Raw genomic sequence first — 22,582 nt, forward strand, 5'->3', positions numbered from 1 at the left:
AATTACATCCGCTCAAAAATCGCAGCAATACCCTGACCGCCACCAATGCACATGGTCACCAGTGCATAACGCCCCTGAATACGCTGCAATTCATACAGCGCCTTCACGGTAATGATTGCGCCTGTTGCGCCAATGGGGTGTCCAATTGAAATACCTGAACCGTTGGGGTTCACCTTGGCTGGGTCCATGCCCAATTCCTTGGTGACCGCACAAGCCTGCGCCGCAAACGCTTCATTGGCTTCAACCACGTCCATGTCTTCAATTTTCAAGCCCGCTTTGGCCAGGGCTTTTTTGGTTGCTGACACTGGGCCAATACCCATAATGGTTGGCTCAACACCGGTGTTAGCGTAAGCCACCAAACGGGCCATAGGCTTTTTGCCCGCTTTTTCAGCCGCGCTGCGTTCCATCAACAGCACAGCGCCTGCACCGTCGTTCAAACCGGAAGCATTGCCAGCAGTTACAGTGCCATCTTTCTGGAACACTGCACGCAGTTTGGCCATGCCTTCTACCGTGGCGTCACCGCGAACATGCTCATCGGTGTCAAACATCACCGGGCCTTTCTTGCTCTTGATTTCAATCGGCAAAATCTGCTCTTTGAAATAACCATTGGCAATCGCATTGGCTGCACGCTTGTGGCTTTCAACTGCCAAAGCGTCCTGGTCTTCACGGCTTACATTGAATTCCTTGGCCACGTTTTCCGCAGTTACACCCATGTGAATCACATGGAAGGGGTCATGCAAGGCACCCACCATCATGTCGATGCCTTTCATGTCGCCCATGCGTGCACCCCAACGGGCGGCGGGCAAAATGTAGGGGGCTTTGCTCATGCTTTCAGCACCACCACCAATGGCCACATCCGCGTCGCCCAGCATAATGCTTTGCGCTGCAGTCACAATCGCTTGCAGGCCAGAGCCACACAAGCGGTTCAGGGTAAGGGCTGGCGTAGACTTGTCCAGACCACCCTCGATGGCGGCCACGCGCGACAGGTACATGTCGCGCGGCTCGGAATTCACCACATGCCCAAACACCACATGGCCCACCTGGTCAGCGCTTACACCGGCGCGCGCAACCACTTCCTTCACCACCATGGCGCCCAACTGCGTCGGGGAAAAGTCTTTCAAACTTCCACCAAAGTCACCCACTGCGGTGCGTACACCGGCCACTACAACCACTTCACGTGTCATTGTTCTATCTCCTTGTTATTAAACGACTCATTTAAACAATCCGGCCCCAAAGGTCGTGTTCATCACAGTCATCGATCAGCACATTAATAAAGTCGCCCGGCTTGGGTTGCCGCGCCTTGTCTTCTGGCATGGGTATAAACACATTGCCATCAATTTCAGGGGCATCGGCTTTGCTGCGCGCCACAATGCCCTCTTCGTCGGTTTCATCGACCAACACTTGCATCACCTTGCCCAACTTGGCCTCGTTGCGGCTCAGCGAAATCTTCTCCTGCAATTCCATCAAACGCGCACGGCGCTCTTCTTTCACTTCTTCAGGCACGGGGTTGTCCAAAGCGTTTGCCACCGCGCCATCGACAGGCGAGTAGGCAAACACGCCCACACGGTCCAGTTGTGCCTCTTCGATGAAATCAAGCAAGTGCTTGAACTCATCCTCGGTTTCACCAGGGAAACCTGTAATGAAGGTGCTGCGCAAGGTGATGTCGGGGCAGGTGTTACGCCAGGCGCGAATGCGCTCGATGTTGCGCTCTCCACTGGCTGGGCGCTTCATGCGCTTCAATACATCAGGATGTGAATGCTGGAATGGAATGTCCAGGTAAGGCAAAATTTTGCCTTCTGCCATCAATGGCACCACGCGGTCCACGTGGGGGTATGGGTACACGTAGTGCATGCGCACCCAAATGCCCAACTCGCCCAACTCTTCGGCCAGTTGCTGAAACTGTGTTTTTACGGGGCGACCATTCACAAAGTCGGTGCGATATTTCAAATCAACACCGTAGGCCGATGTGTCTTGGCTCACCACCAGCAATTCCTTCACACCCGCTTTTTTCAGGCTTTCCGCTTCACGAATTACTTCACCGATTGGGCGGGACACCAAATCGCCTCGCATGCTTGGGATGATGCAGAAGGTACAACGGTGATTACAGCCCTCTGAAATTTTCAGGTAGGCGTAGTGCTTTGGGGTTAGCTTCACGCCATGGTCGGGTACTAAATCAATGAAGGGGTCGTGTGGTTTGGGCAGGTGAATGTGCACTGCCTGCATCACTTCCTCTGTGGCATGTGGGCCAGTCACCGCCAATACCTTGGGGTGCAGTTTGGTAATCATGTCCTTGCCTTCGTTGCCGTTTTTGGCGCCCAGGCAACCAGTCACAATCACCTTGCCATTGGCATGCATGGCTTCACCAATTGCATCCAGGCTTTCTTGTACGGCGCTGTCAATAAACCCGCAGGTGTTGACAACAATCAGGTCCGCTCCTTCATAGGAGGCGGACACATTGTACCCCTCTACTTTAAGCTGGGTCAGAATTCGCTCGGAATCCACAAGGGCCTTTGGGCAACCCAAAGAAACAAAGCCCACACTCGGTGGGCGCTTGGCAGAGAAGGTGTCGTCTTGCATTTTTTCGTTTATTTTTTCGTAGGGTCCGGCTTGGCTTTGGTGGCACCGGGCATACCAGGCATACCTGGCATTCCGCTCATGCCAGGAAACTCGCCCGGGTTGGGAAATCCAAAGTTTGTGAACATGCTGCGGGTTTGGTTTTGAAACTGATCCTGCATTTGCACAAACATGTTTTTGCTTTGTTCAATGTAATTGCTCATCATGCTTTGAATGACGGGCGTTTGAACGCTCATGAACTGCGACCACAACTCCGGATTGGCAAACTGGCTGCCATCTGCAACGTTCTTGCCTTGATCCTGAAAACTGTTCTGAATGTCCATGAACGCCTGCAGGTTCTTCTCAAGGAATGTGCCCATGATGCCCTGCATCGCATTGCCATAGAACCGAATGATTTGCGAAAGCATGGGTGAAGTGAAAATAGGCACGCCCGCGGTTTCTTCTTCCAGAATGATCTGGAGCAGAATACTTCGGGTTAAATCTTCGCCACTTTTCGCATCCACGACTTGAAAGCCTTCGTTTTCCAGCACCAATAGCTTCACATCGCCCAAGGTGATGTAACTGCTGGTTTGAGTGTCGTACAAGCGTCGGTTCGGATATTTCTTGATCAGTCGTGTTGCTTCAGCCATGCCTCTCATCTCTTTCTTGTGGTGTTATACGCCGCCGCACCTGCGTGGGTGGGCGGTCTGGATGCCAGTGCCCTGGTGTTGCAGGTTGCCAAACAACCCAACACAAACAAGCACTTACAAAAAACAAAGCACTGCACGCTTTTTCAACGTGCAGTGCAACATCATACCGCCTTTTTGACACTTGGTTGCCGAAAATGCACCAAGCATTAACCCATGTGCAGGCCGCCGTTCAGCGAGAAGTCAGCACCTGTCGAGAAACCGGAGTCCTCAGAGGCCAGCCACGCACAAATGGACGCGATTTCTTCAGGCGTGCCCAAACGCTTGACTGGAATGGTGTTCACGATTTTTTCAAGCACGTCGGGACGAATAGCGCGAACCATGTCGGTGCCAATATAACCTGGCGACACGGTGTTCACAGTGACCCCTTTGGAGGCGACTTCCTGCGCCAGTGCCATGGTAAAACCACGCAAGCCGGCCTTGGCTGTGGAATAGTTGGTTTGACCAAACTGCCCCTTCTGCCCGTTCACCGAAGAAATATTGATGATGCGGCCAAAGCCCTGCTCAACCATGCCACCAATTACCTGCTTGGTCACGTTGAACAGCGAATTCAAGTTGGTGTCGATCACAGCAGACCAATCGTCGCGGCTCATTTTCACAAAGGTGCCATCGCGTGTAATACCGGCGTTGTTCACCAAAATCGACACAGTACCGTGTTCGGCGCGAACCTTTTCAAACGCTGTGACAGTGCTGTCCCAATCGGCCACATTGCCTTCACTGGCATACACCTCATATCCCGCGCTGCGCATTTCGCCCAACCATTTTTCCTTTCGCGGTGAATTGGGGCCACAACCGGCAATCACGCGGTAACCCTGCTCACACAGTTTCTTGCAAATGGCCGTTCCAATGCCACCCATACCACCTGTTACGTACGCTACTTTTGGTTCACTCATGATTCACATCCCTTCTTTATTTGTATTAATTTAAATTTTGCGCTTTATCGTGATACGGCCAATGCCACACCCATGCCACCACCGATACACAAAGAGGCCAGGCCTTTCTTGGCATCACGCTTGTTCATTTCATGGATCAAGCTAACCAGCACACGGCAACCCGAGGCACCAATCGGGTGGCCCAAGGCAATCGCGCCACCGTTTACGTTGATTTTCGAGGTGTCCCAGCCCATTTCCTTGTTCACTGCACAGGCCTGTGCAGCAAAGGCTTCGTTGATCTCCATCAGGTCCAGGTCAGCTGCTGTCCAGCCTGCTCTTTCCAGACACTTCTTTGAGGCAGGAACAGGACCCATCCCCATGATTGTGGGGTCAAGGCCAGCACTGGCATAGGCCTGTATTTTGGCCAACACGGGCAAACCCAGTTCTTTGGCTTTCGCAGCACTCATCAGCATCACAGCAGCCGCACCGTCGTTCAAACCAGAGGCATTGGCTGCAGTCACACTGCCGTCTTTCTTGAATGCCGGTTTCAAGGCTGTCATGTTGTCCAAGGTGGCGCCTAAGCGCGGAAACTCGTCGGTGTCAAACACCAAAGGGTCACCTTTGCGCTGCGGAATGCTCAGCGGAAAAATTTCATCCTTAAAACGTCCCGCTTTAATGGCAGCTTCGGCCTTGTTCTGGCTTTTCACAGCGAACTCATCTTGCTCGGCACGGTTAATACTGTACTTTTCAGCCACGTTCTCGGCCGTAATACCCATGTGGTACTGGTTGTACACGTCCCACAGGCCATCCACAATCATGCTGTCGACCAGCTTGGCGTCACCCATTCGGAAGCCATCGCGGCTGCCCATCATCACATGGGGCGCAGCGCTCATGTTTTCCTGTCCGCCAGCAATTACAATTTCAGCATCACCACAGGCAATCGCCTGTGCACCCAACATCACAGCCTTCAAGCCAGAACCACACACCTTATTAATCGTGAGCGCAGGCACACCCACTGGCAAACCAGCCTTGATCACCGCTTGGCGCGCGGGGTTTTGCCCCGAACCCGCTGTGAGTACCTGACCCAAAATCACTTCGGAAATTTGCTCGCCCTTAACGCCGGTTTTTTCAAGCAAACCCTTGATGACGTGCGCACCCAATTCAGGCGCAGAAATTTTGGCAAGTGATCCACCAAACTTGCCCAGTGCGGTTCGGCCCGCGGCAACAATTACCACTTCAGTCATGTCAACTCTCCTTACAGGTTTTTATACGGCCCGCTGTTTCACGTATCGTCCAGGTGCAGGCTCAATCGGTTTGTATTTCGCATTACCGGGCTTGGCAGGCGCTTTTACTTCGCCACCTTTCATGGGCTCAAGCCACTGCGCCCAATCATTCCACCAGCTGCCTGGTACTTCTTTCGCTTTCTTGAACCACTGCTCAGGTGTTTCTGGAATTTCGCCCTCACACACCCAGTAATTGCGCTTGTTCTTGTTTGCGGGGTTGATCACACCCGCGATGTGCCCGCTGGCACCCAACACGAAACGAGATTCGCCACTGACCAAATGACTAGTTTGAAATGCGCTGGTCCACGGCACAATGTGGTCTTCCCGAGTTGCCAAAATGTAAACAGGCACATCGATCAAACCCAAATCAACCGGCATGCCACACACCTGGGCCTTCCCGGGTTGGCACACCTTGTTTTCAAGGTAGGTGTTGCGCAGGTACCAGGCAAACATGGGACCGGGCAAATTGGTGCTGTCACTGTTCCAGTACAACAAATCGAACACGGGTGGTTTTTCACCTTTCAGGTAATTGTTCACCACATAGTTCCAGATCAAATCATTCGGACGCAGGGAGGAAAATGCGCTCGACAAATCTTTACCGGGCATCACGCCACCCTTGCCAATACTTTCCTCGCGCGCTTTGACCTGTTCTTCATCGACAAACACGCCAAGTGCACCTGTGTCAGTGAAATCGAGCAATGTGGTCAAAAAAGTGACACTGTTCACACTGTCATCACCACGATTGGCCAAGGTTGACAGTGCTGTTGCCAGAAGCGTGCCACCCACACAAAACCCCAGCACATTCAGCTTGGGCTGCTTTGAAATGGCCTTGACCACATCAATTGCTTTGATCACGCCATCCTCAACGTAGCCGTCCCAAGTAAAATGACCATCGGCTTCGGTCGGGTTTTTCCAGGATACCAAAAACAAGGTATGGCCTTGCCCAACCACAAAATTCACCAGTGAGTTGCTTGGCTGAAGATCGAGGATGTAATACTTGTTGATACACGGAGGCACAAACAGCATGGGCTGTTTGCCTACTTTTTCGGTGGTGGGCTTGTATTGCAAAAGCTGAAAGTATTCGCATTCAAACACCACATCACCCGGGGTGGTGGCCACATTCACGCCCACTTCAAACGCACTTTCGTCGGTTTGGGAAATGCGGCCCTTCTGCATGTCTGCCATCAGGTTTTGAATAGCCTGCGTCAGGCTTTCACCTTTGGTTTCCAGCAGCTTTTTTTGCGCTTCGGGATTGGTCACGAAAAAATTGGATGGGCTGAGCGCGTCGACAAATTGCTCAACTGCGTACTCCACCTTTCTTTTCTCCGGGCTGCTGTCGGGCACCAACTCAACAATTCGTTTGGTGAACCGCGCATTCAATGAGTACATGGCCGCAGTGAACTCGTACACACCGTGGTCATGCCAATCGGCTGAAGCAAAACGCTTATCGCCTTGAATCCAGCTGTCCAATGGAACGGGCTGAGTTGCCTTGGAATCGGTATTGGGTAGATTGGAAAAAGCTGAAGCCATCAACGCCGACAACTCGGCAGCGTATTCAGTTTGAATTTGCCCAAGAGAATGAACTGGAATTTGACTAAGCGCCGCTTGACAAGCTCCCATGATGGAATTCATGAAAGGCTGAATAGCGCCCATGGCTGCATTCTGCAAAGGTACAGCAGCCTGCAAACCAGGCAACGGACCCAATTGACCAAAAGCACCCATGGCTTGTTGAAACTGCGCCTGCATTTGCTGCTGCATTTGTTCTGCAACAGGCAATAGCTGACCAAAGACTTCGTTGAAGTCTGGTATTTTTTTGTTCACCTTCCTCTCCTTTGTGGGGGCCGTATGCTCCCTTGGCTCGTCGGCCTTTGCGATATTGTGCACCGCAACATTTTGACTTGTCAAATAATTGTATGCCTCTGACCCTTACTGTTTGCTGATGAGGCTGATTTCATGCACCATCTCCAGTGTATTCGCTTCACCCTTGAGTTCACAAAGATGTACATCGTTATTATTGGCTGGATGTATGTGGTCACCCTGATGGCGGCCACTGAAACAAACTTCGTGGCTGGAATTGTCACATTCCTTTTTTACGGGGCTCTACCCTGTGCCGTGCTGGCATATTTGATGGGGACAAAGTCGAGACGACTCAAACGCCGTGCTCAGGAAGAAGCCGAATTAGCGTTGCAAAACGCCCGGACTGAACACCCTGCTGTTGCCCCCGTCGATGAGAAAACCAACGCGGATCAGTAAAGGTGTCGTAGCCACCGCCTTCAATATTGGCGTCACCCAATTCGCGCAGTGCGAGTCGCGCCAGTGCATACAGATCGGCCATGTATTTTTCAGGCTTGTCAGTCAAGGCAGCGCAAGGCTTGAAGCAATCAACTGAACTCGCATTCTGCTCGGCAAAGGCCTGAAATACTTCAGCCCCGACTTCAAACGAGTCTGGGCCAATTGCTGGGCCCATCCAGGCCTTGATTTGAGTGAGGGGAACCTTGCAGGCCTGGCTCAATGCACTTGCACTGGCTTGTAAAACACCCGCGTGAAGGCCACGCCAGCCTGCATGGGCTGCAGCAACCCCCAAGGCCTTGCCAGATTTGCTCAATGCCACAAAAACAACGGGCAAGCAGTCTGCAGTCATAATGGCCAAGGTAACATCGCTGCTGACACTTACGGAGGCATCAGCCCCCGGCGGTGCTGTGCGGGACGAATGGGCATCGCTGGCTAGATTCGCATTGAATACCTGGCAACCATGCACCTGATTCAACCACACAACCGGGGCCCCCATTTCCTGCTCGGTTGAACTCCGACGGTCTCGCACATCAGCCAAACAGTCCCCAACGTGGGCACCCAAATTGAATCCATAGGAATCGACGTGAAACTGTGGATGATCAAACCCTGACTCCGTGACCAACACCTTGACGCCCAACCAATCCGGACCGAGCCCGGAGACAGGAATTCGCTTATTCAATTTCTTCAAGGTCATCGTCGTCATCAAAACGCACCAGTACCGAAGCCTTGTGTTGATGGGCCTCCGCCAACACAGCGTCTTCTACATCATCGCTGTGGAAATCAATTCCAGCCATTTCCCCCAGTAAACGCAAGTCCTCTGGTGCTTTGGCCACATACTCTGGCCATTCGTGATTACCAAGGCTTTCGTCCCAATCTTCAGCGGCCTCATCGGAGCCCTGCACGTGGAAATGAGCTGGATCAGGGAAACTTAGGTGGGTGGCATGCAAGGCTTGACGCTCGAACTTTTCCCCATTGGGTAGTTCAATCGAAGAAAGCCGCAAGGCGGAGTGGCTGCCCGCGCCCTTTATTTTGTAGACCGGATCGGCCACCAAAGCAAAACCAGCATGCTGGGCGTGTACACGAATTTGATGGGTACGCCCGGTTTCCAGACGGCATACCATTAGTGTCACCGGCACTTCAAGCAGTTCACCAAAAGCCACGGGCGTGAAGTGGGTTACAGCAGGCTTGCCATGATCCACTACAGCCATACGCAAACGGTTGCGCGGATCGCGACCCAAAGGGTTATTGACTATCAAGGGGCTGGAAATTCGTCCCCACACCATGGCCAAATACACCCGCTTCACAATGCGAGCTTGCAACATTTGGACCAGTTTGACCTGGGTTTCCTGGGTGCGCGCCACGACCATCAAACCGGTGGTATCTGCATCCAGGCGATGAACGATGCCGGCACGCGGCACATGAATCAATTCCGGGTCAAGGTGATAGAGACCATTCATCAAAGTACCTGTCCAGTGCCCCGGTGCGGGATGAACCACCAAACCGGCCTGCTTATTGACCACCGTGTATTCGTTGGTACGGGCCACAATGTCCAGGTTCATGTCTTCGGGAATCAAAGCCTGCATGTGGGCCAATACCCCAGGACTTAACTCAATACGGTCCATACCCTGCACTTTTTGGTTGCCTTTGGCAGCGGCCACGCCATTGACCAGCACTCTTTCCTCTTTCAACCAGCCCTGTAGTCGGGAACGCGAGTACTGCGGGAACAACTCGGCGATCACTTTGTCCAAGCGGGAGCCTCCCAGTTCCATGGGCACCCTGGCTTGCAAAGGTTGATCGGGTAGTGCGTTTTCCGCATCGGCTTGAATTTGGGACGTCATAAATTAGAATCGAATCTTTCAATTGAGTATGCCGCCGGTAGGCGGCACGGGCTTTGCCCGATATAATAGAAAACCATTGATGATCAAACAGGGACACTTCGGGTTTCGAAATCATATGAACAAAACCACACTGGCCCCGCGTACCACTTGGCTGCGCTCATTATCGCAGTTATTCCTGATCCCCGCGTTGATTTTCGCGCTGGCCGCATGCGGCTCCGCAAAACAATTTGATGAAACCGAGGGCTGGAGCCCTGCCCGCCTTTACGAAGAAGCCAAGGCTGAAATCGACGTTGGCAATTACGAACGCGGTATCGAATTACTTGAAAAGCTGGAAGCACGCTACCCTTACGGGCGGTTTGCGCAACAGGCTCAAATTGACACGGCCTTTGCGTACTACAAGGCTGGTGACAATGCGCAGGCTTTGGCCGCAACCGATCGCTTCATCAAGCTGTACCCGAACCACCAAAATCTCGACTACGTGTATTACTTGCGCGGTTTGATCAGCTTTAACGAAGACAAGGGCATTTTTTCATTGTTGTCTGGCGAAGATCAAAGTGCGCGAGACCCTAAAGGTACCCGCGCCGCATTTGATGCCTTCAAAGAAGTGGTAAGCCGTTTTCCTGACAGCAAGTACTATGAAGACAGCAAGTCTCGCTTGCAATACCTGGTGAATGCGCTTGCGCAAAATGAATTGCATGTAGCCCGTTACTATTACAAGCGTGGCGCTTACCTGGCTGCAGTCAACCGGGCACAAGAGGTGGTTCGTCGATTTGAACAAACTCCGTCTATTGAAGAAGCGCTCTTTATCAGCCTGCGCAGCTACGAAAAACTGAATATGACTGCCCTCGCAGCTGACACCAAACGTGTGATCAACCTGAACTTTAAAGACAGCCCCTATTGGAATATGGACCTTCCGGAAAAGGAAAAAGCAGAAGCCAAATGGTGGCAGGTCTGGAAAGAGTAATACACCAGTAGGGCAACAAAAAAGGATCCTTAATGGATCCTTTTTTGTTTTTAGCAGTTATTTTTGGCGTTTATCGCGCATGAATTCGATTGCCACCTTCAATTCTCGCGTGCGCTTGAATGGTGGCAAGCTTCGCCACAGAAGCTTGCCATAACCCTTTTCAACCAAGCGGCGGTCGCCGATCAGCAACACACCCCAATCGGTTTCATCGCGTATGAGACGGCCTGCTCCCTGCTTCAAGGCAATTGCCGCATCGGGCAGCGACAAATCCTGAAATGCATTGCCACCGCGGTTTTTAATCAATTCGCTTTTGGCTTGAAAAACAGGATCATCCGGTGGCGCAAACGGCAGTTTGTCAATTATCACCAAACGCAACCCATCACCACGAATATCCACGCCTTCCCAAAAACTGGCTGCACCCACCAAAACCGGATTGTTCAGCACTCTGAACTGATCCAGCAACTCCGCCCTGGAAGCCTCCCCCTGCACCAAAAGACTCCAATCCAGTTCGTCTTTTTCGATGCGCTCACGCAAGTACTCACCCACCTGCTTCACGGCACGGTGACTGGTACACAAGAAAAAAACACCACCTTCACTGGCGTGTAGCAAGGGCCACACCGCATCACACAATTTTTTACTGAATTGCGGCTCGTTCGGGAAAGGCAAATTGTCGGGCACACACAGCAGCGCTTGCGATTCATAATCGAACGGGCTTGGCAACAACAACTGTTGACATTCATCCAGCCCCACTTGCAAGGTGAAATGCTGCAAACTTTCCTTGATGCTCAAAGTAGCGCTGGTGAACACCCATGCCTTGGGCTGTTCTGCGTACAACTTGGCAAACGCATTTGATACGTCCAAAGGCGAATCACAGAACTGCACCACATGGGTTGAAACACTCACCCAGCGCACCGACTGCTCATCAGCCTGCGCTGTTGCAGGCGAAAACCAGTCTTGCCAACGCAGGCACAACTCACTGGCGCGCCCCATTAGCTTCACCCAGGATTCATTCCTCACTGACAAGGGACTGATCATTTCAATCAAGCCTTCCAGGCGATTTTCAAAGTCGGCACAGACCGCTGCGACACCATTCAACGCCAAAAACTGGGCATGCGTAAAACGCGCAGAATCAATCTCAGTGCCCACTATTCGACGAATTTCCTTCAGGGCCAGTTCCATGGGGCGAAGCACGGAATCCCAATCGCCGGCGTCTGCGCTAGAAGTTCGCCCCTCGATCAGTACGTCGCGCAAAAACTCCTGACACTGGGCAGTCGATATCGCTTGTCCAAGCAGGCTTGTTGCAATGTCTGGCAACTGGTGTGCTTCGTCAAATACAATCACGTCGCATGCAGGAAGCAGCTCTGCGATCCCCTCTTCTTTCAATGCAAGATCGGCCAAAAACAAATGGTGATTCACAACCACCACTTCAGCATCGAGCGCATCGCGACGGGCTTTGTTGACAAAGCATTCTGAGGCGTTGGGGCATTCGCCACCCAGGCAATTGTCTTTGTTGGAGGTTACCCAGCTCCAGACGGCTGAATCTTCAGGTACTCCTGCACAATCAGCCCGGTCTCCCGTGTGGGTGCGTCCCGCAAATATTTTTACCTTTTGAAGATGATCCACCTCACGAGGCGACGGCAAGCGCGCCTCTTTGAGTGCGCGCTCGAGATGGAAATGGCACACGTAGTTTTGGCGACCTTTCAGCAAAGCCACGTTGACAGGCACACCCAAGGCCTCGCGAACAAGCGGCAGGTCTTTGTTGAAAAGCTGATCCTGCAAAGTTTTGGTGGCTGTGGACAACAACACCCTTCGCCCTGAGAGCAAGGCGGGCACCACGTAGGCAAAGGTTTTCCCCGTACCGGTACCCGCTTCGACCACCAAAGCACTTTGAGTTTCAATCGCGTTGCCAACCGCCTGTGCCATTTCAATTTGCGATTCGCGTGCGCTGAACCCCGGCAGTCGGCGGGCCAAAGCACCACCAGGGGCAAAAGCCTCATTCAAGGGTTCAGAGAAATCAAACATGCAGGGTACAGGTAAATTTGGGCGTGAATGTTAAGCGGGAATGTCGGGTTCAAGCTGAATTTGCAACAGCGTAATGGAGTCTTTAATTTGAAGCTTGCGCTTTTTCAGCCTTCGAACCTGCAACTGATCAAAACCAGCCTGTGCAGTCAACATTGCAATGATTTGATCGAGGTCGCGGTGTTCGACCTGCAATTCTACGATTCGTCGCTTGATCGATTCGATGTCTTCTGTGTGGACCATGGGCATTCAGGTTGAACCAGCTCGGTATTGTTAACATTGTAGCCCCAAGTGAGCAATGGCTGGAAACAATCTACCCGAAGTGGATCACCCGTTCTGCGATCCGTTTTAGTTTGGTGTTCTGGCTCGCCGATTCGCATACTCGTCCAAGCGAATCATATCTTCCGCCTTGCCTTGAACTTCCAGATGTGCGCGGCGAATTTGTGCGCCTTGCAAACGCACATCATCCAGGCAACTGGATACAAAAAACTTGTTGTAACAAGCCCGTGACTGCTCGTTCAACTCGTACTCCAAAAACTCAAGCTGCCTTTCGCGCTCAGCAACATAGGCACGCGCCTGTTCAAGCGTATTGGGCGCCTGCGGCTTGCTGGCCTGAAGCTGAACCGTGCTACAGGCAGTCAGCACCAAGGCAAAAGCTGGCAAAACGAGGGTGAACAGGCCTTGCACCCTTACCCCGATCGACTTCCGAAGCTGTGGCACAATGCCCTGCTTACTTTGAAAACTCATAGATCAGAATCCATGTCGCTTGTTCAAAATCGAATTATCGCCCAGTTGGCTCAAGAATTGGGTGCCGCACAATCACAAATCAAGGCAGCCGTCGATTTGTTGGACGAAGGTGCCACAGTGCCCTTCATCGCCCGTTACCGAAAAGAGGCCACAGGTGGGTTGGACGATGCGGTGCTTCGTGACCTTCAAGAGCGCCTGGTGTATTTGCGCGAACTGGAAGACAGGCGTAGCAGTATTCTTGAATCGATTGAAAGCCAGGGCAAATTGACCCCTGAACTGAAAGCAGCAATTGAAAAGGCGGAGAACAAACAAACGCTTGAAGACCTCTACCTGCCCTACAAACCCAAACGCCGCACACGGGCACAAATAGCGCGTGAGGCAGGCCTGCAGCCACTGGCGGATGAAATTTTCCAGAATAAACAAGCCGTGCCTGAATTATTGGCTGCGGCTTACCTGAACACAGAACATCAAATCAACGACACCAAAGCAGCACTGGATGGTGCCCGCGACATTTTGGCCGAACAGTTTTCAGAAAACGCTGCCTTGCTGGCACTTCTAAGAAATCGTTTGAAAGCCGAGGGTGCCATTCGAGCTGCGGTGGTGCCAGAAAAAGCCAGCGAAGCAATCAAGTTCCAAGACTACTTTGAACATCAGGAACCCCTGAGCAGCACAGCTTCGCACCGCATGTTGGCCATGCTTCGTGGCCGCGAACAAGGGTTTCTGACATTGAAGGTAGACCTGCCCGAAGTTTGGGAGGCTGAGAACCCCCGTGCACCCCATCCTTTTGAATCGGAAATTGCTCGCCTGCATGGCATTGAACGCGATGAAAGCCCGCGCGGTAAATTCCTGAGTGAAACATGCCGCTGGACATGGAAAATCAAACTGGCCAGCACCCTGGAAAGTGAGGTGATTGGTACGCTGCGCGATGCAGCACAGGCTGATGCAATAACCGTGTTTGGTAAAAACCTGAAAGACTTGTTGTTGTCAGCCCCCGCAGGGGGAAAAGCCACCATGGGTCTGGACCCTGGTATTCGCACTGGAGTAAAAGTGGCCGTAATTGACAGCACAGGCCAGGTGGTTGAGCACGCCACCATCTACCCACATGAGCCTCGCCGACAGTGGAATGAATCCATTGCCCTGCTGGCTGCGCTTTGCATGAAGCACAATGTCGAGTTGATCGCGATTGGTAACGGCACAGCCAGCCGGGAAACGGATCAATTGGCGGCCGACCTGCTCGCTCAACACAAAGAACTGAAAGCCACACGGGTAATGGTCAGCGAGGCAGGTGCCTCGGTGTATTCTGCCAGCGCGTTGGCATCGGCTGAACTACCGGATCTTGATGTAAGCATTCGCGGTGCAGTGTCCATTGCACGCCGCCTTCAAGATCCTTTGGCTGAACTGGTTAAAATCGATCCGAAATCAATCGGTGTTGGCCAATATCAGCACGATGTGGATCAACGTCAACTCAGCGGGCGGCTGGATGCGGTGGTTGAAGATTGCGTGAACGCAGTGGGTGTCGAAGTGAATACTGCATCGGAACAACTGCTGTCTCGCGTATCAGGGCTAAACGCTTCAGTGGCCAAAGCATTGGTTTCATTCAGAAACAGCAACGGCAAATTCAAAAGCCGTGAAGACTTGCGCAAAGTGCCCCGGCTTGGCGACAAAACATTTGAGCAAGCCGCAGGTTTCCTGCGAATTCATGGTGCAGATAATCCCCTCGATGCTTCCTCTGTGCATCCCGAGGCCTACATGGTGGTCGAAAAAATGGCAGCCAAAGTCAAAAAACCCGTGGGTAGCTTGGTGGGCAATCGGGACGTGCTGAAGGAATTGAAACCGACTGAATTTGTCGATGAACGTTTTGGTCTACCCACCGTTCAGGATATTTTGGTAGAACTTGAAAAGCCTGGCCGTGACCCACGCCCTAGCTTCAAGACCGCAAAGTTTGATGACAAAGTCCACACCATGGCTGACTTGAAACCTGGCATGACACTAGAGGGCGTGGTCACCAACGTGGCAAACTTTGGTGCCTTTGTCGACATTGGCGTGCATCAGGATGGGTTGGTACATGTTTCTGCCTTGTCCAACACGTTTGTGAAAGACCCGCATGCTGTGGTGAAGACCGGTCAAATTGTGAAGGTGAAAGTACTTGAAGTCGACATTCCGCGCAAACGGATTTCATTGACTATGAAAATGGGCGATGATGTGCCAAAAGCTGCACCGGGACAAAATGCTGGACGACAGGTTCAAGCCAACCGTGCAGGCGATCCCCGTGGTGACAGGCGCGGTGGAAACTCCGGTTCAAATTCACAACAAGGCGCAGGTTTTGCCAACAATGCATTTGCTGCCGCATTTGCAAAGGCAAAGAGTAACAAGTAAAACTCAAAAGCAGGGTGAACGCTGTTTAAAGTTTTACAGCGTTTCGCTTGGGCGAATCCAGATATTCTTTGGACTGCATCTCAACAATGCGGCTCACCGTGCGGAAGAACTCGTGCGCCATGGCACCTTCGGTGTACAGTTCTTCCGGTTCCACAGCAGCCGACATAATCAGCTTGACTTTGTGATCGTAGAGCACATCAATCAGCCAGGTGAACCTGCGTGCCTCTGAGGCCATACCAGCACCCATTTTTGGCACGCCGCTGAGAATCACAGTTTGAAACTGGCTGGCAATTTCAAGGTAATCGTTTTGCGAGCGCGGACCGCCACACAAGGTGGGGAAATCAAACCACACCACAGAACCCGCACGACGTACCGCTTTGATCACGCGAGACTCAATTTGCAACTCGGCAGGCTCATCGGCCACCTCGGCCAAACGCTTGAAATCTTCGCCTAACTGTTTGTCAGCGCCTTCGTCCAGCGGCATCAAATAAGTGTTCAGTTGCTCCAGGGTACGGCGGCGGTAATCAACACCAACATCCACATTGATCACATCCAGTTGCTTGTTCAGCAAGGCGATGGCTGGCAATAAACGATCACGGTGCAAACCATCCGGGTACAAGTCATCTGGCTTGTAATTCGAGGTCATCAGGAAAGTAACGCCGTTGGCAAACAGGCCATCGAGCAGGCGATACAGAATCATGGCATCGGCAATGTCCGACACATGAAACTCATCAAAACAAATCAAACGGTATCGTTTGGCAATTCGCGCTGCCACCTCGTCCAGCGGGTCCTGCACTCCCTTGAGATCATCAAGTTCAGCATGCACACCCCGCATGAACTCATGAAAATGCAAACGTACCTTGCGGTGTACTGTTACCGAGTTGTAAAAGCAATCCATCAAAAAACTTTTTCCGCGACCCACACCACCCCACAGGTACAAGCCCTTGGGCACAGCTGGTCGGTTCAGGAATTTTTTAATCACGCTGCTGCGTGCTTTCTTGTATTCAACAAACTCATCATAAAAAAGCTGCATACGGTCCACAGCCTTTTGCTGTGCAGCATCCGACTGATAGCCACGTTCGGCCAACGTTTGTTTGTAGTATTCCTGAACGTTCACGATGATGAATTTGAATCAATAGAATTAAAAACGGCCGATGAAGCAATTCACCAGCCGTTTCGGATCGACAATGAACAGGATGTTAACCGTTCAGTTGACGCTTGTCGCAAGCCAACGCGGCTTCTTTAACCACTTCAGACAAACTGGGGTGCGCATGGCAAATGCGACCAATGTCCTCAGAAGAAGCCTTGAACTCCATGGCCATTACAGCTTCCGCAATCAAATCAGACGCATGGCTGTTGATGATGTGCACACCAAGGACTTCATCGGTGGTGGCATCGGCCAACACTTTCACAAAACCTTGGGAATCACCTTGCCCCAGTGCACGGCCATTGGCCATGAACGGGAACTGACCTGCCTTGTATTTGCGACCTTCCTGCTTTAACTGCTGCTCGGTTTTTCCAACCCAGGCCACTTCAGGCGACGTGTAAATAACCCACGGAATGGTGTCGTAGTTGCAATGACCAGCCTGACCAGCCATGATTTCAGCAACCATCACACCTTCTTCCTCGGCTTTGTGCGCCAGCATGGCACCGCGAATCACGTCGCCAACCGCGTAAATACCAGCCACCAAAGTTTGGCAGTGGGCATCCACGTCGATTTGGCCGCGTTCATTGGTTTTCAAGCCAACCGCTTCCAGATTCAAGCCATCGGTGTTCGGAACACGTCCTACAGACACAATCAGTTTGTCACAGTCCAGCTTCTGGGCTGCGCCATCGGCATCGGTGTAAGCCACAGTAACGCCTTTCTTGCTGGCTTTCACTTCACCAATTTTCACGCCCATGTTCATCTTCAAACCTTGCTTGGTGAAGATCTTCTGCATTTCCTTGGCCACGCCTTCATCGGCCGCCGCCAGGAAATTGGGCATTGCTTCAAGCACGGTTACATCCGCACCCAAACGGCGCCAAACTGAACCCAACTCGAGACCGATAACACCCGCGCCAATCACACCCAATTTCTTGGGAACAGCACCAAATTTCAGGGCACCTTCGTTGTCGCAAATCATTTCGTTATCAACAGTGATACCTGGCAAGTGGCGTGCCTTGGAACCTGTCGCAACGATAACCTGTTTGGCTGTTACTTTTTCTTCACCAGCCGCGCTTTTCACGGTCAGCTCGAAACCACCATCGACCTTGCCAGAAAAACTGGCCCAACCCTTAATGGGCGTGACCTTGTTCTTCTTGAACAGGTATTGGATGCCGCCTGTCATTTTGGCAACGATGTCATCTTTGCGCTTGATCATCTTGGCCACATCCATTTTTGCGCCAGTCACGGTGATGCCGTGGTCTTCCGCATGGTGGGCAATCTTCTCGAACTCTTCCGAAGAGGCCAGCAAGGCCTTGGACGGAATACAGCCCACATTCAGGCAGGTACCGCCCAAGCGTGGCTCACCCTTGGGATCGTCGTAAGCATTGCCCTCGATACAGGCTACTTTCATCCCCAACTGACCTGCACGGATCGCAGCAATGTAACCGCCAGGACCCGCACCAATCACTACTACATCGTATTGTGTGCTCATGAATATCCCCTTTACAGTTCCAGCAGCAAGCGTGCTGGGTCTTCCAGGGCTTCCTTCATTGCAACCAAGCCAAGTACAGCTTCGCGACCATCAATAATCCGGTGGTCGTAGCTCATCGCGAGGTAGTTCATGGGACGAATCACAATTTCGCCATTCTCAACCACAGCACGCTCTTTCGTGGCGTGAATGCCCAAAATTGCAGACTGAGGTGGGTTGATGATTGGAGTCGACAACATGGAACCGAACACGCCACCGTTGGAAATCGAGAATGTACCGCCAGTGAGGTCGTCCAGACTCAGCTTGCCGTCTTTGGCTTTCTGGCCAAACTCGGCAATCTTCATTTCGATGTCCGCAATACTCATTTGATCCGCGTTGCGAATGATGGGCACAACCAGACCACGTGGAGAACCCACCGCAATGCCGATGTCGAAGTAGCCGTGGTACACAATGTCATTGCCATCAACAGAGGCGTTCAGTACAGGGTACTTTTTCAAGGCCGCAACTGCAGCTTTGACGAAGAAGCCCATGAAGCCCAGCTTGGCACCATGTTCCTTTTCGAACTTGTCTTTGTACTTGTTACGCAAGTCCATCACCGGCTTCATGTTCACTTCGTTGAACGTGGTCAGAATGGCATTGGTTTGTTGAGACTGCACCAGACGTTCCGCAACGCGAGCGCGCAAACGGCTCATGGGAACGCGCTGCTCTGGGCGACCTTCAATCAGCGTGGAAGGATCCAGAGGAGCCTTCACCTCAGGCAACAAGCTGACCGGCTTGGCGGCAGCGGGGGCTGCTGCTGGCTTTGCTGCGGGAGCAGGCGCTGCAGCCGGTGCACTCAAGGTACCAATTACATCACCTTTGGTGATGCGGCCATCTTTTCCAGAGCCTGCGACCTGAGCAGGGCTTAGGTTGTTTTCAGCCATCATCTTGGCTGCTGCCGGCATAGCGACTGAGCCATCTACACTGGCTGAAGGGGTTGAAGCTGATGCTGCAGGGGCTGGGGTTGGCTCAGATGCAGCTGGAGCAGATGGCGCGGCAGGTGCACTGGCGGAAGCACTTGCTTCGGTGTCAATTTTTGCTAAAACCTGACCAGCGACAACGGTTGCCCCGTCTTCACACAAAATTTCTACGATCACGCCAGCCGACGGTGCGGGCACTTCAAGCACCACTTTGTCAGTCTCTACATCGATCAGGTTTTCATCACGCTTTACAGCGTCACCGGGTTTTTTGTACCAATTCAACAGCGTTGCTTCGGCGACAGATTCGGACAGTTGTGGTACGACCACTTCTACGATTGCCATGGAATATTTTCCTTTTGAATTCTTTGTTCAAGTGCGGGCGACCACCATGGCCAGCCCGCGTCCTGTATTTATTTCGTAACCACGAAACCCTTGAGCTTGCCAAATGCCGCATCGATCAGCGATTTTTGCTGTTCGTTGTGCTTGGCGTAATAGCCCACGGCCGGAGAAGCTGAAGCCGGACGCCCCGCATAACCCAGACGCTGACCCTCGGACAGATTTTCCAGTACGTTGTGCTGGATCTGGAACCAGGGGCCCTGGTTTTGCGGTTCATCCTGACACCAAACCACATCAGTCACATTCGGGTACTTGCGCAATTCAGCGCTGAGCGACTTGTGCGGGAATGGATAAAGCTGCTCGATTCGTGCAATCGCAACGTCTTTGATGTTGCGTTCGCGACGAGCCGCGATCAGGTCGTAATAGACGCGACCAGAACAGAGAACCACGCGTTTGACCTTGCTGGCATCCAGGTCACCCTGATCACCAATCACGGTCTGGAAGTGGCCTTTGGACAGGTCTTGCAAAGAAGACGTGGCTTCCTTGTGACGCAACAAAGACTTCGGCGTCATGATGATCAAAGGCTTGCGGAACAAGCGGATCATTTGACGACGTAACAGGTGGAAAATTTGAGCCGGCGTGGTGGGCTGGCATACCTGCATGTTGTTTTCGGCGCAAAGTTGCAAATAACGCTCAATGCGCGCGGAGGAATGCTCTGGACCCTGACCTTCGTAGCCGTGAGGCAGCATCATGACCAGGCCAGAAGCCCGCCCCCACTTCACTTCGCCGGAAGAAATGAACTGGTCGATCACCACTTGGGCACCGTTGGCAAAATCGCCAAACTGGGCTTCCCAGATGACCAATGTATTTGGTTCCGCAGTGGAATAACCATATTCAAAACCCAGAACTGCCTCTTCCGACAAAACCGAATCGATCACAGTAAATGGTGCCTGTCCCTCAGAGATATTCTCCAGGGGAACATAAGTGCCCTCGTTCCATTTTTCACGGCCCTGATGATGCAAAACAGCGTGGCGGTGAGTAAAGGTACCTCGTCCGCAATCCTGACCGGTCATGCGAACAGCATAGCCTGAAGATACAAGCGAGGCATACGCTAGGTGTTCACCCATGCCCCAGTCGAGCAGGGTTTCACCCTGACCCATGGCAGCACGATCAGCAATTACCTTTTGTACCAAGGGGTGAACCTTGAAGTTCTCGGGCACGGTGGTGATGCGCTCTGACAAACGCTTGATCTCAGAGATAGGCACGGAAGTATCCGCTGCGTCGGTCCACTTTTTATTCAAGTAAGGAGACCAATCCACCGCAAACTTGCTCTTGTAGTTGGTCAGTACTGGGTCTGCACGGTTGTGCTTGCCCTCGTCCATCGCTGCCCGGAAATCAGCCACCAGTTTTTCAGGACCGTCTTCTTTCAACAAACCTTGCATGACCAGACGTTCAGCATACAGGGCACGTGTACCAGGATGCTGACCAATTTTCTTGTACATCAATGGCTGAGTAACGGCGGGAGTGTCTTGCTCGTTGTGGCCCAGTTTACGGAAACAGACAATGTCGATGACCACGTCTTGCTGGAATTCCATGCGGAAATCAAGCGCCAACTGGGTCACAAAAATGACTGCTTCAGGATCGTCACCATTCACGTGGAATACCGGCGCCTCAATCATTTTGACCACATCTGAACAGTACAACGTGGAACGACTGTCTCGAGGATCGGACGTGGTGAAACCGATTTGGTTGTTGATCACGATGTGAACCGTACCGCCTGTACCGTAGCCACGAGTGTGCACCAGGTTCAGCGTTTCCATGACCACACCTTGACCCGCAAACGCCGCATCGCCGTGTACCAACACTGGCAATACCTGCTTACCTTCCTTGTCGCCACGGCGTTCCTGGCGCGCCTTGACAGACCCTTCTACTACCGGGTTAACGATCTCAAGGTGCGAGGGGTTGAAGGCCAAGGACAAGTGCATGGGGCCACCGGGGGTGGTGACATCAGATGAAAAGCCTTGGTGATACTTCACGTCACCCGCTGGCAGGTCATCGGCGTGTTTACCCTCAAATTCTTCGAACAACTGGCTTGGGCTTTTGCCTAAAATATTCACCAACACATTCAGGCGACCGCGGTGGGCCATACCGATGATGGTTTCTTGCACACCATTCGCGCCACCACGCTGAATCACGTGATCAAGCGAGGCGATAAAGGACTCACCACCCTCCAGCGAGAAACGCTTTTGACCCACATAGCGGGTGTGCAAATAGCGCTCAAGGCCTTCCGCTGCGGTAAGGCGCTCAAGAATGTGTAATTTTTCTTCAGCCGACAGCTGGGCAGTACCCAAGCTGGTTTCCATACGTTCTTGCAACCAGCGCTTTTGAGCGGGGTCGCTGATGTGCATGTATTCAATACCGATCGAACGGCAATAGGTGTCGCGCAAAGCCTTCACGATGTCGCGAAGGGTCATTTGATCTTGACCAAAATAAGTATTGGTTGCCGAGAACATGATGTCCATGTCCGCCTCGGTCAGACCGTAGAAGGCAGGATCCAGCTCTGGAATGTTCGGGCGCTCCTGACGTTTGAGCGGATCAAGATCTGCAAAACGTGATCCCAGGAAGCGGTATGCTGCCACGATGGACTGCACATGCACCTGTTTTTTGGCGACTTCCAAGTCGGCAGACTGGATCTGCGGCTGCAAGAAGCCTTTTTTGGCACGTTGGGCAAAAGATTGAACCACAGGCGCATGGGCCACGTCTTTCTCGTTCACGTCGCCGTGAGCGGAAGGCACCATTTGCATTTGGTCAAAGTAGGCGCGCCATTTGTCTGGCACGGATCCTGGGTTGTCCAGGTAGGCCTCGTACATTTCTTCGACATAGGGCGCATTGCCCCCGAACAAATACGAGTTTTGTTGAAATGATCGCATCATTTGCGCTTCACCTTTTTCCGAGTTTCTCGTTTCAAAGATGTGGGGTTCGGACTCGACCTTGGCTATTGCC

Annotated in this window: 17 protein-coding genes; 2 read left to right on the forward strand and 15 right to left on the reverse strand. The window is 52.4% G+C overall.

What is annotated here, in order from left to right:
* Positions 1-2: 2 nt before the first annotated feature.
* From bktB to B4N58_RS12525, 8 genes are all read right to left on the reverse strand, one after another.
* A complete protein-coding gene (bktB, locus tag B4N58_RS12485) occupies positions 3-1,184 on the reverse strand; it encodes a beta-ketothiolase BktB (protein ID WP_291749883.1) in 1,182 nt (393 codons plus the stop codon).
* A 31-nt stretch (positions 1,185-1,215) separates the two neighbouring features.
* On the reverse strand, positions 1,216-2,577 hold the full coding sequence (rimO, locus tag B4N58_RS12490; RefSeq protein ID WP_291749886.1) for a 30S ribosomal protein S12 methylthiotransferase RimO: 1,362 nt from the start codon (positions 2,575-2,577) through the stop codon (positions 1,216-1,218).
* An 8-nt stretch (positions 2,578-2,585) separates the two neighbouring features.
* Positions 2,586-3,203, reverse strand: coding sequence for a polyhydroxyalkanoate synthesis repressor PhaR (gene phaR, locus B4N58_RS12495; protein WP_105029321.1), 618 nt, complete (start codon positions 3,201-3,203; stop codon positions 2,586-2,588).
* A gap of 206 nt (positions 3,204-3,409) precedes the next feature.
* Positions 3,410-4,153 (reverse strand): acetoacetyl-CoA reductase, encoded by a 744-nt coding sequence (gene phbB, locus B4N58_RS12500; RefSeq protein ID WP_008248461.1) that lies wholly within the window; start codon positions 4,151-4,153, stop codon positions 3,410-3,412.
* 44 nt (positions 4,154-4,197) lie between these two features.
* A complete protein-coding gene (locus tag B4N58_RS12505; RefSeq protein WP_291749889.1) occupies positions 4,198-5,376 on the reverse strand; it encodes an acetyl-CoA C-acetyltransferase in 1,179 nt (392 codons plus the stop codon).
* Between the two features lie 21 nt (positions 5,377-5,397).
* Positions 5,398-7,137: a PHA/PHB synthase family protein gene (locus tag B4N58_RS12510; RefSeq protein WP_414673800.1), complete on the reverse strand. Its 1,740-nt coding sequence runs from the start codon at positions 7,135-7,137 to the stop codon at positions 5,398-5,400.
* A 427-nt stretch (positions 7,138-7,564) separates the two neighbouring features.
* Positions 7,565-8,410, reverse strand: coding sequence for a peptidoglycan editing factor PgeF (pgeF, locus tag B4N58_RS12520; protein WP_083797088.1), 846 nt, complete (start codon positions 8,408-8,410; stop codon positions 7,565-7,567).
* Complete coding sequence (locus tag B4N58_RS12525; RefSeq protein WP_291749898.1) at positions 8,379-9,545, reverse strand: RluA family pseudouridine synthase; 1,167 nt, start codon at positions 9,543-9,545, stop codon at positions 8,379-8,381. Before B4N58_RS12525 ends, pgeF begins: the two co-directional genes overlap by 32 nt.
* Before the next feature lie 115 nt (positions 9,546-9,660).
* Here B4N58_RS12525 and B4N58_RS12530 point away from each other — a divergent pair, with 115 nt between their 5' ends.
* Positions 9,661-10,509, forward strand: coding sequence for an outer membrane protein assembly factor BamD (locus B4N58_RS12530; protein ID WP_008248472.1), 849 nt, complete (start codon positions 9,661-9,663; stop codon positions 10,507-10,509).
* Positions 10,510-10,566: 57 nt separating this feature from the next.
* Here the strand turns inward: B4N58_RS12530 and B4N58_RS12535 are convergent, their stop codons facing one another.
* The 3 genes from B4N58_RS12535 to B4N58_RS12545 form a co-directional block, all read right to left on the reverse strand.
* Positions 10,567-12,531, reverse strand: coding sequence for an ATP-dependent DNA helicase (locus tag B4N58_RS12535; protein ID WP_291749903.1), 1,965 nt, complete (start codon positions 12,529-12,531; stop codon positions 10,567-10,569).
* A gap of 30 nt (positions 12,532-12,561) precedes the next feature.
* Positions 12,562-12,777 carry a YdcH family protein gene (locus B4N58_RS12540; RefSeq protein ID WP_008248474.1) on the reverse strand — a complete coding sequence of 72 codons (216 nt, stop codon included), beginning with the start codon at positions 12,775-12,777 and terminating at the stop codon, positions 12,562-12,564.
* 99 nt (positions 12,778-12,876) lie between these two features.
* Complete coding sequence (locus tag B4N58_RS12545) at positions 12,877-13,275, reverse strand: hypothetical protein (RefSeq protein WP_008248477.1); 399 nt, start codon at positions 13,273-13,275, stop codon at positions 12,877-12,879.
* A 12-nt stretch (positions 13,276-13,287) separates the two neighbouring features.
* On the opposite strand from B4N58_RS12545, the gene B4N58_RS12550 reads away from it, so the two are divergent.
* Positions 13,288-15,651 carry a Tex family protein gene (locus B4N58_RS12550; RefSeq protein ID WP_291749907.1) on the forward strand — a complete coding sequence of 788 codons (2,364 nt, stop codon included), beginning with the start codon at positions 13,288-13,290 and terminating at the stop codon, positions 15,649-15,651.
* A 25-nt stretch (positions 15,652-15,676) separates the two neighbouring features.
* On the opposite strand, the gene zapE is transcribed toward B4N58_RS12550, so the two are convergent.
* The 4 genes from zapE to B4N58_RS12570 all read right to left on the reverse strand — a co-directional run bounded on the left by zapE (position 15,677) and on the right by B4N58_RS12570 (position 22,512).
* On the reverse strand, positions 15,677-16,768 hold the full coding sequence (gene zapE, locus B4N58_RS12555) for a cell division protein ZapE (protein WP_291749910.1): 1,092 nt from the start codon (positions 16,766-16,768) through the stop codon (positions 15,677-15,679).
* A gap of 82 nt (positions 16,769-16,850) precedes the next feature.
* On the reverse strand, positions 16,851-18,287 hold the full coding sequence (gene lpdA / locus B4N58_RS12560; RefSeq protein WP_291749913.1) for a dihydrolipoyl dehydrogenase: 1,437 nt from the start codon (positions 18,285-18,287) through the stop codon (positions 16,851-16,853).
* Between the two features lie 11 nt (positions 18,288-18,298).
* A complete protein-coding gene (odhB, locus tag B4N58_RS12565; protein ID WP_291749915.1) occupies positions 18,299-19,585 on the reverse strand; it encodes a 2-oxoglutarate dehydrogenase complex dihydrolipoyllysine-residue succinyltransferase in 1,287 nt (428 codons plus the stop codon).
* A 68-nt stretch (positions 19,586-19,653) separates the two neighbouring features.
* On the reverse strand, positions 19,654-22,512 hold the full coding sequence (locus tag B4N58_RS12570; RefSeq protein WP_040512368.1) for a 2-oxoglutarate dehydrogenase E1 component: 2,859 nt from the start codon (positions 22,510-22,512) through the stop codon (positions 19,654-19,656).
* Positions 22,513-22,582 lie beyond the last annotated feature (70 nt).

The organism is Limnobacter sp. UBA3528 (assembly GCF_002377005.1).
GTDB lineage: Bacteria > Pseudomonadota > Gammaproteobacteria > Burkholderiales > Burkholderiaceae_B > Limnobacter.